The organism is Streptomyces sp. AC550_RSS872, from assembly GCF_019049285.1.
In the GTDB taxonomy this organism is placed as follows: domain Bacteria; phylum Actinomycetota; class Actinomycetes; order Streptomycetales; family Streptomycetaceae; genus Streptomyces.
Genome location: NZ_JAGMUL010000014.1, coordinates 54,299 through 69,681, shown reverse-complemented (window position 1 = coordinate 69,681; position 15,383 = coordinate 54,299). Strand labels below are relative to the sequence as shown.

General features: G+C 68.3%; 17 protein-coding genes and 2 pseudogenes. 13 read left to right on the top strand and 6 right to left on the bottom strand.

Annotated features, from left to right (window positions below; all coding sequences use genetic code 11):
- The first annotated feature begins 35 nt into the window (after positions 1-35).
- Positions 36-911 (top strand): alpha/beta fold hydrolase, encoded by an 876-nt coding sequence (locus KUM44_RS05230; protein WP_217206551.1) that lies wholly within the window; start codon positions 36-38, stop codon positions 909-911.
- An 86-nt stretch (positions 912-997) separates the two neighbouring features.
- Here KUM44_RS05230 and KUM44_RS05225 read toward each other — a convergent pair whose 3' ends face one another.
- From KUM44_RS05225 to KUM44_RS05215, 3 genes are all read right to left on the bottom strand, one after another.
- Positions 998-1,828, bottom strand: a complete 831-nt coding sequence (locus KUM44_RS05225; RefSeq protein ID WP_217206550.1) for a transporter substrate-binding domain-containing protein — start codon at positions 1,826-1,828, stop codon at positions 998-1,000.
- Between the two features lie 133 nt (positions 1,829-1,961).
- Positions 1,962-2,657, bottom strand: coding sequence for a polysaccharide deacetylase family protein (locus tag KUM44_RS05220; protein WP_217206549.1), 696 nt, complete (start codon positions 2,655-2,657; stop codon positions 1,962-1,964).
- A gap of 93 nt (positions 2,658-2,750) precedes the next feature.
- Positions 2,751-3,419 carry a glycoside hydrolase family 11 protein gene (locus tag KUM44_RS05215; protein ID WP_217206548.1) on the bottom strand — a complete coding sequence of 223 codons (669 nt, stop codon included), beginning with the start codon at positions 3,417-3,419 and terminating at the stop codon, positions 2,751-2,753.
- A 317-nt stretch (positions 3,420-3,736) separates the two neighbouring features.
- Between KUM44_RS05215 and KUM44_RS05210 the strand changes: the two genes are divergently transcribed.
- The 9 genes from KUM44_RS05210 (at position 3,737) to KUM44_RS05170 (ending at position 11,062) form a co-directional block, all read left to right on the top strand.
- A complete protein-coding gene (locus tag KUM44_RS05210; protein ID WP_217206547.1) occupies positions 3,737-4,243 on the top strand; it encodes a DUF2617 family protein in 507 nt (168 codons plus the stop codon).
- A complete protein-coding gene (locus KUM44_RS05205) occupies positions 4,240-4,644 on the top strand; it encodes a DUF4247 domain-containing protein (protein WP_217206546.1) in 405 nt (134 codons plus the stop codon). The genes KUM44_RS05210 and KUM44_RS05205 overlap by 4 nt, the downstream gene beginning before the upstream one ends.
- A 98-nt stretch (positions 4,645-4,742) precedes the next feature.
- Positions 4,743-5,180, top strand: coding sequence for a DUF350 domain-containing protein (locus KUM44_RS05200; protein WP_217206545.1), 438 nt, complete (start codon positions 4,743-4,745; stop codon positions 5,178-5,180).
- Between the two features lie 11 nt (positions 5,181-5,191).
- Positions 5,192-6,796 (top strand): polyamine aminopropyltransferase, encoded by a 1,605-nt coding sequence (locus KUM44_RS05195; protein ID WP_217206544.1) that lies wholly within the window; start codon positions 5,192-5,194, stop codon positions 6,794-6,796.
- Between the two features lie 95 nt (positions 6,797-6,891).
- Entirely contained in the window at positions 6,892-7,503 is a 612-nt protein-coding gene (locus KUM44_RS05190; RefSeq protein WP_254389069.1) for a DUF3558 family protein, read from the top strand.
- A 214-nt stretch (positions 7,504-7,717) separates the two neighbouring features.
- Entirely contained in the window at positions 7,718-8,569 is an 852-nt protein-coding gene (locus KUM44_RS05185; RefSeq protein WP_254389068.1) for an MBL fold metallo-hydrolase, read from the top strand.
- Positions 8,570-9,054: 485 nt separating this feature from the next.
- A complete protein-coding gene (gene chvE, locus KUM44_RS05180; RefSeq protein ID WP_217206542.1) occupies positions 9,055-10,140 on the top strand; it encodes a multiple monosaccharide ABC transporter substrate-binding protein in 1,086 nt (361 codons plus the stop codon).
- A gap of 254 nt (positions 10,141-10,394) precedes the next feature.
- Positions 10,395-10,559, top strand: coding sequence for a hypothetical protein (locus KUM44_RS05175; protein ID WP_254389067.1), 165 nt, complete (start codon positions 10,395-10,397; stop codon positions 10,557-10,559).
- The gene (locus tag KUM44_RS05170) at positions 10,556-11,062 is read left to right on the top strand and encodes a hypothetical protein (RefSeq protein WP_254389066.1); all 507 of its coding nucleotides are present in this window, start codon (positions 10,556-10,558) and stop codon (positions 11,060-11,062) included. Before KUM44_RS05175 ends, KUM44_RS05170 begins: the two co-directional genes overlap by 4 nt.
- 75 nt (positions 11,063-11,137) lie before the next feature.
- On the opposite strand, the gene KUM44_RS05165 is transcribed toward KUM44_RS05170, so the two are convergent.
- Complete coding sequence (locus KUM44_RS05165) at positions 11,138-12,052, bottom strand: hypothetical protein (protein ID WP_217206541.1); 915 nt, start codon at positions 12,050-12,052, stop codon at positions 11,138-11,140.
- Positions 12,053-12,322: 270 nt separating this feature from the next.
- Here KUM44_RS05165 and KUM44_RS05160 point away from each other — a divergent pair, with 270 nt between their 5' ends.
- Together KUM44_RS05160 and KUM44_RS05155 are read left to right on the top strand one after the other, a co-directional pair.
- Positions 12,323-12,934, top strand: a complete 612-nt coding sequence (locus KUM44_RS05160) for a TetR/AcrR family transcriptional regulator (protein WP_217206540.1) — start codon at positions 12,323-12,325, stop codon at positions 12,932-12,934.
- Positions 12,931-13,341, top strand: a complete 411-nt coding sequence (locus KUM44_RS05155; RefSeq protein WP_217206539.1) for a DUF6069 family protein — start codon at positions 12,931-12,933, stop codon at positions 13,339-13,341. The genes KUM44_RS05160 and KUM44_RS05155 overlap by 4 nt, the downstream gene beginning before the upstream one ends.
- A 166-nt stretch (positions 13,342-13,507) precedes the next feature.
- Here KUM44_RS05155 and KUM44_RS47495 read toward each other — a convergent pair.
- Positions 13,508-13,690 (bottom strand): annotated as a pseudogene (locus KUM44_RS47495) (BTAD domain-containing putative transcriptional regulator); the annotation flags it as partial.
- 162 nt (positions 13,691-13,852) lie between these two features.
- Positions 13,853-15,166 carry a DUF6365 family protein gene (locus KUM44_RS05145; protein ID WP_254389090.1) on the bottom strand — a complete coding sequence of 438 codons (1,314 nt, stop codon included), beginning with the start codon at positions 15,164-15,166 and terminating at the stop codon, positions 13,853-13,855.
- 37 nt (positions 15,167-15,203) lie between these two features.
- Between KUM44_RS05145 and KUM44_RS45080 the strand changes: the two are divergent.
- Positions 15,204-15,383, top strand: a pseudogene (locus KUM44_RS45080) (carboxyl transferase domain-containing protein); the annotation flags it as partial.

Genomic DNA, 15,383 nt, shown 5'->3' with positions numbered 1-15,383 from the left:
GAGGCGTGCAAATCCATTAGATGAAGGGATCGGTCATGCTCAGTCAGCCCGTCGCCCGCACGGTCCATCGCCACCTGGACGTCGACGGCGTCCGCGTCTTCTACCGGGAGTCCGTGCCCGACCGCGCCGACGCCCCCGTCCTGCTGCTCCTGCACGGCTTCCCGTCCGGCTCCCACCAGTTCCGCGGCCTGATCGACGCGCTCGGCTCGCAGTACCGCCTGATCGCCCCGGACCACGCGGGCTTCGGCCACACCCGGGTCCCGGACGGATTCACGTACTCCTTCGACGCGCTCGCCGACATCACCGAGGGCTTCATCCAGGCCCTGGGTGTGGACCGGTTCGTGATGTACGTGTTCGACTTCGGCGCACCCATCGGCTTCCGCGTCGCGTCCCGCCACCCCGAGTGGGTGACAGGCCTGGTCGTGCAGAACGGCAACGCCTACGAGGAGGGCCTCTCGGACGCGGCCCGCGACCTCATCCGCCTGACCCCCGAGACCCCGGGCGCGCGGGACGCCATCCAGTCCCTGCTCACCCTCGAAGGCACCCGCGGCCAGTACGACACCGGCGTCGCCGACCCCGACCTGATCGCCCCGGACGGCTGGACCCTCGACCAGCACTTCCTGGACCTGCCCGGCCGCAAGGAGGCCCAGCAGGCGCTGCTCTTCGCCTACCACACCAACGTCGAGCGCTACGGCGACTGGCAGGCGTGGCTGCGCCGGCACACCCCGCCCACCCTCATCACCTGGGGCCGCAACGACCCCTTCTTCACGGACCCCGGCGCCCGCGCCTACCTCCGTGACCTGCCCGACGCCGAACTCCACGTCCTGGACACGGGCCACTTCGCCCTGGAGACACATCTGGGTGAGATCGCCGCGCTGATCGCCGACTTCCTGGACCGCACCTGGAAGTAGCGGGTGACTGCCCGGGGGCGGGCCGGCTGCACGACCGACTTCCGGTCAGAGGACTTCTTTTCCGCGCGGCAGGTGCACGCCGGGAGTCAGCCGAGCCAGTCCGCGGCGTAGTCGTCGTAGGTACCGTCGTGGGTGGCCAGATGGACCCACTGGTCGACGTACTCCTTGAACTCCTCGTCGCCACGTGGCAGGAGGTATGCCTTCTCGCCGAAGGTGAAGGGCTTGTCGGGGTTGATCGCGCACAGCTCCGGGTGGAGCTTGGCCTGGTACTCGGTCTCGCTGCCGTCCGTGATCATCAGGTCGGCGCGGCCCGCGACGATCTCGTCGAAGATCGTGGTGTTGTCGGCGTGCGTGATGACGGTGGCCTGGTGGACGTTGGCCTTGGCGAACGCCTCGTTGGTGCCACCCGGGTTGACGATCACCCGGACACCCGGCTGGTCGATCTCCTTCAGGGACCGGTACTTGCTCTTGTCCTCGCAGCGGGCGATCGCGGCCTTGCCGTCGACGAGGTAGGGCGTGCTGAAGTACGCCTTCCGCGCTCTGGCCGTCGTCACGGAGACGCCTCCCATGCTGATGTCGCACTTGCCCGCGGTCAGGTCGTCCATGAGCTCGGCCCAAGTGGTCGCCACGAACCGGGGCTTCACCCCCAGGCTGGACGCCAGGTTCTTCGCCATGTCGATGTCGATGCCGGTGTACGACTTCGTGGCGCGGTCCAGGTGGCTGAACGGCCGGTAGTCGCCGGTGGTGCACACACGCAGCACTCCGCGCTCGGGCACCTTGTCCAGAAGGGTGCTGGAGTGGTGCCGACCGGACGGGCTGGACTCGGTGTCGGCCTGCGGGGCGCAGGCCGTTGCGCCGAGGGCGGTGGCGAGGGCGAGCGAGAGGGCGAGAGCGGTCAAGGTGGTTCTGCGGGCCATGGCTTCACTTCCTGACCGGGAGAAGGCGGGTGCGGGCTGCGTCATCGCAACCTGGCGTCGCGGCTTCGTTACCCAGTCGATCACGCGCTGAACGTGGCACGGCCCACGTGACGTCTCGCCGCGAGACGGTCGGTCAGGGCACTGCCGTCACCGCTGCCGTCGGAGCCACGGCGTGGCCGGTCTGCGGGGAGATCATTCCGGCGCACAGGCCCCGGGCGGCCAACCCCTGGGCGATGCGGGGGATCGCCGCGAGGGAGTTGGCGGACCAGTCGTGCATGAGGATGACCTGGCCGTTGGTGAGCCGGCCGGCCGCCGCCACGATCGCGTCGGTACTCGCGCCGTTCCAGTCCTGCGAGTCGACGTTCCAGATGATCTCGGTCAGGCCGTACTTGGCCGCGACGGCCCTCACCGTCGCGTTGGTCTCGCCGTACGGCGGCCGGAACAGCTTCGGCGTACCGCCGCCCGCGGCCGCGACGGCCTGCTGGGTCCGGGAGATCTCCGAGTCGATCGTCGCCTGGCTCTGCTGGGTCAGATGCGGGTGGGTGTAGCTGTGGTTGCCGACCCACATGCCTGCGTCGACCTGGGCCCTGACCCGGGCCGGGTAGGCGGCGGCGTACTGGCCCTGGTTGAACATCGTGGCCCGCAGCCCGTTCTGGGTGAGCGCGTTGAGCAGGGCCGGGGTGCTGCTGGACGGTCCGTCGTCGAAGGTGAGCCCGACGTACCCGTTGCAGGCGGCGGCCTGCGCCGGGGCGGCGGTGTCGACGCTGAGGGTGCCGGCAACGGCGAGCGAGGCGACGGCGAGGAGAGAGAGACGTGGTGTGGCCTTCATGAGGAGCGGTCCTCCAGCCTGGGGAATCGGGGGCAGGGGGCAGGGGTGCAGGGGGCACGGGGAGAAGATCCCCGCCCCCCTCTCCGAACTGGCCTATCGCACCGTGATGTTGGAACTCCCGCTGCTCTGGTATCCCTCGGTGGCGAGGATCATGTAGTAGTTGAAGCTCCCCAGGCGCATTCCGGCGCGGCCCCAGGCGTCGAAGTGGTTGCCGGTCGTGATGGTGCCACCGGTCCGCTTCGACTGCCGGACGCTCCAGTACTGGTTGAACGTGCGGATGCCTTCGACGGACGGGGCGTTGTAGCGAGTGGTCTGGTAGATGTCGTACGTGCCGCCGTCGCTGCTGACAGTGCCCTTGTACGTCCCGGTGGGCCGGTAGGTGCCCCAGTTGTCGACGACGTAGTACTCGACGAGCGGGTTCGACGTCCACCCGTAGAGCGTCAGGTAGCCGTTGCCGGACGGGTTGAAGCTGCCGGAGTAGGTCACGGTCCGGCGTGAGCCGTTGCTCCAGCCCTTGCCGGCGACGAAGTTCCCGGTGTTTCGCCACGAGGTGCTGTAGTTGCCGCCGGAGTCCAGGGTCATCGAGACCGTGCCCTGGCTGTCCGTCCAGAACGAGTAGTAGTACCCGTTGTTGGTTCCGGTCTGGTTCGTGGTGATGACCGTGGCCGCCTCGGCGGTGCCGGGCAGGGCCAACGTGGCCCCGGTGGCCAACAGCAGGCTGCATACGCTGCGGCGCGTCGGGATTGCGGGTCCGTCGTTCATGAGCGTGCTTCCTCCTCGTCCAGAGCTGCTCTGCCAACGGCGAACAGTTTTGGTATGGCCCTGCCAAGTGTCAATGGTTTCGACGTCTATTCCGAAACATTCGGTCGGTCCATTGATTTCCTCTGGATGGGGTTTTGCCTGTTCACGGCAGTGTCTAGTGAGGCAAATCAATAATGATCGTTGTCATCGAAACGGTGAGATCAAAATTCCAGGATGACCCTTCGAATGTTTCGAAAGGGACACCCGCCCCTCAAGTCCCACGAACGCATGTGTCATACTCGGGCGCCGATTATGGCTAGAAACGACCGGGGGGCCGTGTGAACGCCGTTCCTCTGGACGCCCCCTATCTGGACACGGATGCGGATCAACTCTGCTTCTCGCTGGACCTGACGGAGCGTCCGGCGCTGGCAGAGCGTGTGGTGCCGCTCGGCGGGCTGGACGTGCGGCTGCGGCTGCTCGGGGCCTCGCACCAGGTGTTCGCCGGCCCCGTGGCGGAGACAGTGGCCTGTCTGCACGGCGCGGTGAAGGGTCTGCCCGAGACCTGCACCCGTCATCTGCCGGGCTGGGTCTACGACTTCGGCGCCACGACCCGCCGACTGACTCCGGAGGAGTTCAGTGCCGAGGTGGCGCGGGTCCTCGCCCGGGCCACCGGCGCCGAGCACAGCCTGTGCGGAGTCTTCCCCGGTTCGCCGGAGGCCGTCACCGCGGTGGTCGTGGAGGCGGTCGAGGGACCGTACGGCGCCGCGGTCGTCTGGCGCACCTGGCACACGTATCCGCAGAACGGCCAGATCGTATCGACGCACAGCCGGCTGGAGGCCCGATGAACAGCGCCCGACTCGTCCGCGCAGCGGTGGCGGCCGTGCTGGCCGCGACCCTGCTCACCGCCTGCTCCAGCGACGGGGACGACGACGCGGTCCCGCGCGAGTGGATCGGGAAGACGTACAAGGCGACCGGGGCGGACTGGCTCGACCCGGACAGCAGCCCGAGCGAGGTCGCTCAGGCGATCCACACCAAGCGCGCGGCCCTGGACCGTGCCTCCGGCGGCACCACGGAGTTCCTGCGCTACGGCGACGACATGGTCACCGTCTCGCCGTACCGGAGCGGCAGCCTGATCGAGATCGAGGACTACCGCAACGGCTACCGCCGCCACAAGCAGCACCTCACCTACTGGCCGGACCCGAGCAGCGCGAGCTTCCGCGGCGGGGGCCCCGGCGAGGGCAAGTGACGCCCGATGACCGGCCGGATCACCACCCGTCCCCTCCCACGCTCCTCCCGCACAGCACCTGATCACGCCCCGACCCCGCCCCCAAGAAAGGCAACGCAGTGACCGAGATCTTCGAGTCGACCGGCCAGGCCCTGCTCTATGGAGTCGTGGGCCTCGTCGTGATGGCCGTCGGCTTCATCGCGCTCGACCTCGTCACGCCGGGCAAGCTGTACCACGTGGTGTGGACCGACCGGAACCGCGGCGCGGCCGTCCTGCTGGGCAGCCAGTCCGTCGCCGTGGGCCTGGTCATCATGAAGGCCATCGAGGCGAGCGAGTCCGAGCAGGGCCTCGGCCACGGCCTGATCAGCACGCTGCTGTACGGCCTGGCCGGGGTGCTGGTGATGACCGTCGTCGGCATCGTCATCGGCGTGTTCACGCCGGGCCAGATGGGTGCGGTCGTCCTCGACGACCAGGCGGACCGACCGCACCCCGCCGCCTGGGTGCAGGCCGGCATGTACCTGGGCACCGGGTTCATGGTCGGCGCGGCGATCTCTTAACGGCGCCCTCGATGAGCGCCACCACCGTGCAAGGCCGCGACACCACCGCGGCACCCTCCCGCCCCCCGGCCGTCAAGCACACCCGGGGGGCTCGTTTCCTGCTGCTCTTCGCCGTCTTCCTCTGCGCGGCCTGCGGTCTCGTCTACGAGCTGGCCCTGACCGCGCTGGGCAGCTACCTCATCGGCAACTCGGTGCTCCAGACCTCCGTGGTGATCTCCGTGATGGTGTGCGCCATGGGGCTCGGCTCGCTGGCCGCCAAGCCGTTGCGCCGTCGCGCGGTGGGCGCGTTCGCGCTGGTGGAGGGCGTGCTGGCGCTGGTCGGCGGGCTGTCGGTGCTGGTGCTGTACGCGGCGTTCGCCTGGCTCCAGCTGTACACCCCGGCGATGATCGTGGTCGCGGTGGCCGTCGGGGTGCTGATCGGCGCCGAGATCCCGCTGCTGATGACCATGCTCCAGCGGATCCGGCGGCAGGAGGCGGGCAGCGCGGTGGCCGACATGTTCGCCGTCGACTACATCGGGGCGCTGGTCGGCGGCCTGGGCTTCCCGCTGTGGCTCCTGCCGACGTTCGGCCAGCTCAAGGGCGCGCTGGTGGTCGGCGCGGTCAACGCCGTGGCCGGTGTCATCGTGGTGGTGTTCATCTTCCGGCGGCAGATCCGGCGCTGGGTGCAGGGCGCCCTGCTGGCCGGGGTCGCGGCGGTCCTCGCCGTCCTCGGTACGGCGTACGCGCTCGCGGACGACCTGGAGGTGACCGCGCGCCAGCAGATGTACCGGGACCCGATCGTCCACGCGGAGACGACGCCGTACCAGGAGATCGTCGTCACCCGCTCCACGGCCTTCACCGGCGAACCCGACATCCGGCTCTTCCTCAACGGCGATCTCCAGTTCAGCTCCGTCGACGAGTACCGCTACCACGAGTCCCTCGTCCACCCCGCGCTCGCGGGCCCCCGCGCCAACGTGCTGATCATGGGCGGCGGCGACGGGCTCGCCCTGCGCGAGGTGCTGCGCTACGACGACGTGCAGCACGTCACGCTCGTGGAACTGGACCCGGCGATGACCCGGCTCGCGCGCGACTTTGAGCCTCTGCGCGACCTCAACGACAAGGCGCTGGACGACCCGAGGGTCGAGGCGGTCAACGCCGACGCCTTCAACTGGCTGCGCGGCGCCCGGCAGCGCTACGACGCGGTCGTCATCGACTTCCCCGACCCGGACACGGCGGCGCTGGCCAAGCTGTACTCGGTGGAGTTCTACCACCTGCTCGGGCAGGTTTTGACGCCGCAGAGCAGGGTCATGGTGCAGAGCGGGTCGCCGTTCTTCGCGCCGAAGACGTACTGGTCGATCGCGAAGACGATAGAGACGGCGGACTACGCGACCACCGAGTTCCAGGTCGACGTACCGAGCTTCGGCAACTGGGGCTACGTCCTGGCCACCCCGGGCGGCGGTACGTCCCCACCGCTGCGGCTGGCAGCGGGCGCCCCGCGACTGCGCTACCTGGACGAGGCGGTCCTGAACGCCGCCGCGGTGTTTCCCGTGGACCGCCGCCGCCAGGACGTACGGCCGAGCACGCTGATGGACCCGGCCGTGCTGGAGTACGTGCTGGACGAGTGGGAGAACTACTGACCGCCCGCGGTGGCTGCCGTGTACGGGCCAGGCGCACACGTCGTTGAGCCGCCCGTCCGGGACCGGTCCCGGCACTGCGGAACTACCGTCCCGGTATGCCGCGATTCGATCTCGATCAGTGTTCCCGGGGCGGGCGCTCCCGCCGAACGGCCGGACTTGTGGCCGTAGTTGCCCTGAGCCTGTTCAGCGCCGGGTGTTCGAGCGGGCAGGGCGCGCCGCGGTCGTCGCCCCCGGGTCCGACATCCTCGTCCTCCGCCGCCACCTCGTCCTCGTCCTCATCCTCCCCCTCCGTCGCAGTGCAGCCCAGCAAGTACACCCAGGCGCAGCTGGCGTCGCGGCCGTGCGACGCCCTCGACGAGCGCGACCTCGCCGCGCTCGGAATCAGCGGCCGGGGGAAACAGGAGTCCGGCAAGCACGGGCCGACGTGCCACTGGAAGTTGGCAGGCCAGAACGTCAGCCTCGCACTGGACCTGCCCCTGTCCTACGCGAAGACCATGACCAAGAACGGGCGCGTCACGCAGGTGCCGGTGGGGCAGCACAAGGCCATCCAGGCCGAATTCCAGGGGATCTGCTTCATCTTCGTCGCGGTGCACGATGTCGATCGCCTGGTCGGCACCACGACCATTCCGGAGCCCGGGGAACCGCAGGACACCACGTGTCCCGCGGGAGCGTCGGTCGCGGCCACCGCCCTGACCCATGTTCGATGACGTCTCGGCCTGCCTCTGAAGCGAAGGAGGACACAGCTGAACGGCACAGGTCGGTGCGGGCGTGGGGCTCGTGGTGGGGCGGTATCGACGGCGGCGCCGGCCATCGCTCTGTATCCGTCGCCTGCGTGTTCGTTCCGCGTTTGACGATTCGGTACCACGGGGTTGGACTGGATGCATGCGCGCTGCCGCACAGCTCCGTTCGAGGGAGGCAGCGATGACAACCATGGAAGCTTTTGATCTTCTACAGCCGCACAAGATCGCCGAAGAGACCTTCGTCATCCCGTGGGCCCTGGAAGCTCCGCCGGTCGGCCACTTCCCCATGAATTCGATGGTGATCAGGGGAGCCGAGCCGGTGCTTGTGGACACCGGGGCACCGGCGGTGCGGTCGCAGTGGCTGGAGGCCGCGTGGTCCGTGGTCGATCCGTTGGATGTGCGGTGGGTCTTCCTCACCCACGACGACCGTGATCACGCGGGCAACCTCCTGGCGGTCCTCGCCGCATGCCCGAACGCGACCCTGCTGACGACCTGGTTCTCGATCGGGCGCATGGCCGAGGAGTGGGAGACGCCGATCAACCGGTGCCGCTTCATGATCGATGGCGACACGGTGGATGTGGGTGACCGGACACTGGTCGCCAAACGGCCGCCGGTGTACGACAACCCCACCACCCGTGCTCTCTTCGACCCGAAGACCAAAGTCCTGTGGGCGGTGGACACCTTCGCAACGAACGTTCCCACTCCCATGCCCGACAGCGCCGGCCTGTCCGCGGAGGAGTTTCGCGACGGGCTCTTCTTCGGCGGGCGCCTGGTCTCGCCCTGGGTCGCGTTGCTGGACGGCCAGAAGTTCCGGACAGTGGTGGACGACTTCCAGCGGCTGGACGCGGATGTCATCGCCGGCTGCCACTCGCCGGTGCTTCGCAGGCCCCAGATCGCGGAGGCGTACGACCTTCTCCGCCGGCTTCCTGAGATTCCCCCATGGACGGAGTTCACGCAGGCCGACCTCGACCAGTGGATGGCCATCGCCGAGGGGTCGGTCCCACCGGAACAGCCGCGGCCGTCGGCAACGTGACGGCCGTTGCCGCGTCTTCGTCGAGCTGACACCCGCTTCAGGCACTGGGCCGCACCTTCTGTAACCGTTCCAGTTCGCACTGTTGACACCTCACCCGCTTCCCCTTAGCGTCGCGCCAGCATTTCGAACATGTGACTATATTTCGAACGTCGAAAGGCGAGTGTCCTGTGCGCTGCCGGAATCAGTACGCATGTGGTCGGAACGCGGCACCGACTCGAACAACGTGCCAGGCTGTCCCGTCACGGTGCACGGCCCTGTCTGAAGTCCGGTCTGTCCAGGGCGCCCGGGGATCTACCTGTGCGGCACCCATGTGCGGGACCTGACCCACGACACAGCCCTGGAACGGATGCGGCGCGTTCCCCTCGTTCTCGACCCGCGTGCGTGCGTGCGTGCCTGCCGACTGCCCGGCCCGTTCCACCGCATTCCCCTTGACGTCTGATACCCCGTCACCTCCTCAACGACGAGAAGAACAAGGAACAAGCACCATGCTCAATCGAAGAACCGTCCTCGCCGGAGCCGGCTCCCTCGCCCTCACCTTGTCCGCCTGCGGCGAGGGCAGTGAGGGCGGCTCGGAGGACAGTTCCGAGGGCGGTACCGTCGGCATCGCCATGCCGACCCGGTCCTCCGAGCGCTGGCTCACCGACGGCAAGAGCGTCGTCGAGGGCCTCGAGGCCCAGGGGTACAAGACCAAGCTGGTCTACGGCGACGACAACCCGAAAGTCCAGGTCGCACAGATCGGGAAACTGATCCAGCAGGGCGTCGACGCACTGATCATCGCGGCCATCGACAACAAGTCGCTGAACGGCGTGCTTCAACAGGCCGCCGACGCGGACATTCCGGTGGTCTCCTACGACCGGCTCATCCTCGGCACCAAGAACGTCGACTACTACGTCTCCTTCGACAACGAGATGGTCGGCATGATCCAGGCCCGCCACATCATCGAAAAGCTCGGCCTGGAGGACGGCAAAGGCCCGTTCAACATCGAGTTGTTCGCCGGATCCCCCGACGACAACAACACCAAATACTTCTTCGACGGTTCGATGACGCACCTGCAACCGTATCTGGACAGAAAGCAGTTGGTCGTCCCGTCCGGCGAGACCGAACTCCGCCAGATCACCACCCCGCGCTGGGACGGGCCCACCGCGCAAAAGCGCATGAGCGGCCTCCTCACCAAGTGGTATCGCAGTGAGAGGATCGACGCGGTCCTGTCGCCGTACGACGGCATCTCGAGGGGCGTCCTGTCCGCGCTGAAGTCGGGCGGCTACGGCTCCGACCTCAAGCCCCTGCCAGTCATCACCGGTCAGGACGCCGAACTGCCGTCGGTGAAGTCCATCATCGCGGGTCAGCAGTCGCAGACCGTCTACAAGGACGTCCGTCGGCTCGCCGAGGCCGCCACGACCATGGTCGACGACATACTCCACGACAGGGTGCCGTGGGTGGACGACTCCATGGATTACAACAACGGCGTCAAGGCCGTGCCGGCCATCCTGTTGCAGCCCACGAGCGTCGACAAGACCAACTACGACGTCCTTGTCACGGACGGCTACTTCACCGCCGACGAGCTCAAGTAGCGGCACGGTGCCTGTTCGCCGGCCGTGAGTTGCCGGCTTTCAGCGTGCCGACGGCCGGCTTGAGGTAGGTGCGGCCAGGCACCCTGCGGAGGGCGTGGGCGTCCCAGAACTCGTGGGCCGGAGTCCTCCTGGACTCCGGCCCACGCCCCGAGACCTCGGCATGTCATGTCCGAGTCGGCGTTCCACGCGACCCGTGAGATATTCGCCGAGTAGGCAACTCGTGGATCTGGACAGGTACGCAGGCGGTCACCGACATGAACAGCACCAGTAAGGGCTACCGGGCCGTCCTGGGGCAGGTGGACTGGAAGCTCACGGCCGTGAAGACTTGGGCCGGGGCGCCCTGCAACGTCAAGGCGGAGACCATTGTCGTGAAGGCCCCGCGCAAGGGGGACATGTCGATCGGACGGCAGAATTCATGATGCGAGCTGCATTGCGGCAGAAAGCGACTTTGCTGTTCCTCGTGGCCGCCATGGCGCTCACCGGTGCCTGCGGTTCCGGTGAGCCGACCGACTCGTCGACGCCCAAGCCTCGTCCGAGTCGGGCTTCGCCCCGCGCAGTTCCGGACGGCAAGGAAGCAAAGGCGATTCTCGATCAGGCATTCGTCGGGCGAGAGGAGCTCGGGAGCGGATCAGGCCCTCTTCAGTCGCAGCTCGGGAACACCGTTGCAGCGACACCCGAAAATGTACTGAGTGTGACATTCGCCTTCACTTGTACAGGTAAAGGCAAGGTTGCCTTCGATTTCACCGCCAACGGCAGGAATGTTTCGTCGGCAGCACGCACCAGTACATGTGATGGGTCGATCTTCCAGCAGAGCATTGAAGTCTCCGAACCTGGCCCCATCAGCTTCGAGGCCGAGGCGACCGGCTCGCACAACGGTGGCTTCGCCTACGCCTACTACGCGGAGAAGAAGCAAGTGGCGTAGTCGGTTTCGGGAGCGGCCCCTCACCTGTCGGGATGCCAGAGCGCCCTGACCAGTGACTTCAGCATGGCGCATCTTCTATGCAAGTCCGTCGCCGGCGTCGGGTAGGTGTGCCACTCGGGGATAGCGGCGGTCGATGTAGGTTCCGTACTGGGCAACACGGACAACGGCCACGCCCCGTCTGACCACATCCCGCTCGAATTCCCGGTGTTCCCCGACCGTGATGCCGCGCGCATAGGCGGCCTCCCGCTTGGCCCGTGGCTGGCCGGCATGGATCAACCCCACTCCCTGCATGCCGAGTTCGCCGTCGATCTTGCGATAGAGCCGAGCATCCTCCCGAGCGCGAGACTCGGTGGGGGCCATGACATGGACACTGATATCGCGGGCGTACAAGCCACGGGCGTAGAGGAAAGCCGGCAGTGCGGCGGCGAGAGAGCGGTCCCGATCCGTGCAACGGACGCTGAGGGTCTCGATGGTGCGCTGGGCCTTGCGTAGGCGCCGGCCCTCCAGTTGGTCGCACATGGCCATCCCCAGGGCCATCTGGTCGTCACTCAACGTCACCCCGGCAGACTGACGGATCCCCTCGGCTATCAGCGCGATTTCCCTGAAACGCAGCTCTCCGGCCGGGAGTAGCTCTCCGCCCAGGAACGGTTCATAGCCTGAGCGGCCCAATACACCCGGGTTCAAGTCCGTTCGGATGCCGAACCTTGCTCTCCACGATCCAGAGGGTACGGGCCGCTGGCCGATGACGCCGATCCAAGAGGGCGCGTCCGGCGCTTTGAACACACCCCCGCAGCCTCGATGGCGCATTCGGCGGGCACGGGACCTGATCACATGGGGCAGGACGCAATCGTTGCAGATCCAGCGTCGGCAGCGGTCGCACCGCCATGCCTCCATCGCGCTCAACACATTGCGGGCGTGGTCTTCGAGCGGGTTGCCGGGAGGCGACGAATCCTTCCACTGCTCGTTCAAGATCTCGTGCTTCGGCTCCATCTGAACAGGTGGTACTGGCTGTAGACAGATCCCGCACGATTCGCCGGGCTCTTGCTCGCGATTGGCCGTCACAGCCGCCACTTGACCAGAACCCCTTCGGGACCGGTCCCGCCTCCTACGCGTTGCCGACAACCCCGCTGTGGCTGAGGCGACTGGCGTAGTTGTGGATCTCGGTGGGCTGTCATCGACAAGCCGCCGAGTGCGGGAAAGTGTGCGGAGTGAGGACTCACTCATTGACGGAGTGAGTCCTCACTCCGTACTCTTGCGGTCATGACAGCACCTAAGGAGAGCCAGACCACTCGCCGCCGCGCCCCCGGCATGTCGCCGCAGCAGCGTCGCGAAATGATCATCCAGACCGCGATCCCGCTGATCACCGAGTACGGCTCCGCCGTGACGACCGCGAAGATCGCCCGCGCCGCGGGCATCGGCGAGGGCACGATCTTCCGCGTCTTCGCCGACAAGGACGAGCTGTTGCAAGCCTGCATCGCGGAGGCGCTCTCCCCCGAGCACGCGATCCGCGAACTTGGCGCGATCGACGTGTCCCAGCCGCTGCCCGACCGGCTCGCGGAGGCGGCCGAGGCGCTTCAGGCGCACATGGACCGGCTTGGCGCGATCATCGGCTCGCTGGGGCACGGCGGCGGCAAGCACCCCGGCACGGTGCGCGGCGCGGGCCGCGACGAGTCGACGACCCTTATCCGCGCGGCCCTCGCGGAGCTGCTGGAGCCCGACAAAGCCGCCCTGCGCCGGCCGCCGGAGCAGATCGCGGCCCTCTTCATCGGGCTGCTCTTCACCCAGCCGCGTACGGAGGACGAGCCCGACCTGACCTCGCAGGAACTGGCGGAGCTCTTCCTGCACGGGGCGCTCTCGGGGGGCACCGAGTGAGCGCGCGGAGAAGGCGCCTGAAGGTTACGGCCCTGGCCGTCCTGGCCCCCGTCCTGGTGTGGCTGGTCGCGGACCCACTGCTGGGGCATCGGCTGCGGATCGCCGACGGCGAGCAGACGCTCGACATCGGCGCCGTGCCGGTGGCGGTCGTCGCACTGCTCGCGTCGCTCTCCGGCTGGGGACTGCTGGCCGCCCTGGAGCGGTTCGGGGTACGGCGTGCCCGCGCCATCTGGACCGGGGTCGCCAGTGCCGTACTGGCCGTGTCCTTCCTGCCGTTCATCGGCGACGGCATGGACGGCGACACCCGGGTCTCCCTCGCTCTGATGCACCTGGCGGTGGCGGCCGTGCTGATCCCGGGGCTGGGCGGCAGGCCCCCCGGGGCGGGAGCCGGTGCCGCCAGGGGGTGACCGCCGGCACCAAGTGCGCCGTGAACAGCACCAGATGGAGGCAGAGGGGGCGCCCGGCCCACGGCCGCACAGCCCTTCGACCAGATTTTTCAGCAGCCTTCCAGCGCATGGGTGCCGGCCTCAGCAGACGCATGGGCTCGGGGCCGGAGGAGTTGAGCACCTCGTACTGAAGTCGCTGGAGTTCGGCCGACGGTTCGAGGCCCAGTTCGTCGTCCAGGATGCGCCGCAGGTTCTGGTAGGCCTTCAACGCCTCGGCCCGTCGCCCCGCTTGGCGGTCTCCAGCTCGCCGGCGATCGGCTGCTGTTCGGACATGAAACCCTGCCTCTCTTGTGACGGTTCCCAGCCTCACGATGGGGCTGGGCGATCGAAGTCGGCTCGCGGGCGCCTCAAGGTCCGCGGACGGGCCGGCGGGCGCGTGGTCCCCGCCGGGTCACCAGAGGGAGTGCATACAGGCGACGAGGCTGCGGGCCTGCATGTTGACGTAGCCGTTGTGCTGGTGGAGCTCCATGAGCTAGCCGAGGGGTGCCCACCGGAAGTCGGGGGGCACCTCGGCCGGGAAGGCGTCGTCCACCTCTACGACGACATAGCGGTTGCGGGCGTGGTGGAAGCGGCCGCCCTCCTCGGACTGGACAACGTCGTAGCGGATCCGCTCCCGCGGCGCGTCGAGCACGTACCGCAGATACGGCGGGACTTCGTCCGGTCGGTCCGAGGCGAGGTGGTCGTGCGGGTTCGCCCGCACCGTGGGGCCCAGCTCCGCCGTGTCACGGCAGCCCGGCTCCACGGTCGTGCGCAGCAGTACGTGCAGGACGCCGTCGATCCTGCGGGCGAGAAAGGCGACGTAGCGCAGATGGCGGACCTCCCCGATGTCACCCTCGACGACCAGCCGCCGCAGCGTGCCGATCCCGGGATGCCAGCGCTGGGCGAAACCGACCATCGTCCGTACGCCGGCGCACTCGCGCACCATGCGTGCGGTGTCCTCGGCGTTCCCGGCCAGCGGCTTCTCGCAGAAGACATGCAGCCCGCGGCGGGCCGCGGCCGCGACGGCCGCCGGGTGCGCCGCGGGGGACGAGCCGATCAGCAGGGCGTCCAGCTCGGTCTTCTCCAGCATGGTGTCGAGGTCGTCGAAGGACTCCGGGATGCCGTTCTCGCGGGCCGCGGCGGCCGCGCGACCGGCGTCGCGACCGCACACCGCCCGCACCTCGACCTCGTCCGATGCCAGCAGCGGCGGCAACAGAAACCGCTGGGCCCACCAGCCATGACCGTGCAGCCCGATACGCACAGGCGTCTTCATGACCGGCATCCCCTCACAGGGCCCTCGACGGCAGGCCCGCCCGCCGGGCGGCGGCGAACACCTCGTACGTCGGCGGCAGCGCCTCGACCGCCGCCACGTAGCGGGCCCGGTCGCCGCCACGTAGCGGGCCCGGTCCTGCGCGAGCCGGTCCCGGGCGGCCGGGTCGTGCAGCAGCGCTTCCAGGCCGCTCACCACACCCTCCTCGTCGAGGAGTTCACGGCGCGCGATGGCGTCCAGATAGCCGTTGCCCTTGAGCAGCGGCTCCATGAACGCGTGCAGGCCCTTGGGCCACAGCCGGAAGGGCTCGATCGGCACCGTGTCCCCGAGCCAGGTCCGGGCCGCGGGGCCGAGCCCGCCCAGCTCGCCGTCCACGGCCTCGATCGCCGCCGCGTCCGGCACATGGAAGCGGTTGGTGAGCAGCATGGCCGGGATGTCCATGAGGATCGCCCTGATCACCGTCACCGCGTTGGTGGTCAGCGACAGCACGGCGTCCGACGCGCACAGCAGCGCGTGGTACCGGTTCGGCGGGCACAGCGGCAGCAGGTGCAGCTGCTCGGCCGGCAGCGCCCGGAACGGCGACTACCTGGAGGTCCACGAGCGCTGGGCGCGCAACATCATCTGCGCGCTGGCCCGCCTCGACGGCCGGGTCGTCGGCATCATCGCCAACCAGCCGCAGGTCCTCGCCGGCGTCCTGGACATCGAGGCGTCGGAAGAAGCTGCGCGCTTCGTTCAGATGTGTGACGCCTTCAGT

Bases quoted from the DNA above. Each gene is read 5' to 3' on its own strand.
- KUM44_RS05220 (WP_217206549.1), bottom strand. From the start codon at position 2,657: ATGAAGGCCACACCACGTCTCTCTCTCCTCGCCGTCGCCTCGCTCGCC.
- KUM44_RS05225 (WP_217206550.1), bottom strand. From the start codon at position 1,828: ATGGCCCGCAGAACCACCTTGACCGCTCTCGCCCTCTCGCTCGCCCTC.
- chvE (WP_217206542.1), top strand. From the start codon at position 9,055: ATGCTCAATCGAAGAACCGTCCTCGCCGGAGCCGGCTCCCTCGCCCTC.
- KUM44_RS05215 (WP_217206548.1), bottom strand. From the start codon at position 3,419: ATGAACGACGGACCCGCAATCCCGACGCGCCGCAGCGTATGCAGCCTG.
- KUM44_RS05160 (WP_217206540.1), top strand. From the start codon at position 12,323: ATGACAGCACCTAAGGAGAGCCAGACCACTCGCCGCCGCGCCCCCGGC.
- KUM44_RS05175 (WP_254389067.1), top strand. From the start codon at position 10,395: ATGAACAGCACCAGTAAGGGCTACCGGGCCGTCCTGGGGCAGGTGGAC.
- KUM44_RS05195 (WP_217206544.1), top strand. From the start codon at position 5,192: ATGAGCGCCACCACCGTGCAAGGCCGCGACACCACCGCGGCACCCTCC.
- KUM44_RS05165 (WP_217206541.1), bottom strand. From the start codon at position 12,052: ATGGAGCCGAAGCACGAGATCTTGAACGAGCAGTGGAAGGATTCGTCG.
- KUM44_RS05205 (WP_217206546.1), top strand. From the start codon at position 4,240: ATGAACAGCGCCCGACTCGTCCGCGCAGCGGTGGCGGCCGTGCTGGCC.
- KUM44_RS05190 (WP_254389069.1), top strand. From the start codon at position 6,892: ATGCCGCGATTCGATCTCGATCAGTGTTCCCGGGGCGGGCGCTCCCGC.
- KUM44_RS05230 (WP_217206551.1), top strand. From the start codon at position 36: ATGCTCAGTCAGCCCGTCGCCCGCACGGTCCATCGCCACCTGGACGTC.
- KUM44_RS05170 (WP_254389066.1), top strand. From the start codon at position 10,556: ATGATGCGAGCTGCATTGCGGCAGAAAGCGACTTTGCTGTTCCTCGTG.
- KUM44_RS05185 (WP_254389068.1), top strand. From the start codon at position 7,718: ATGACAACCATGGAAGCTTTTGATCTTCTACAGCCGCACAAGATCGCC.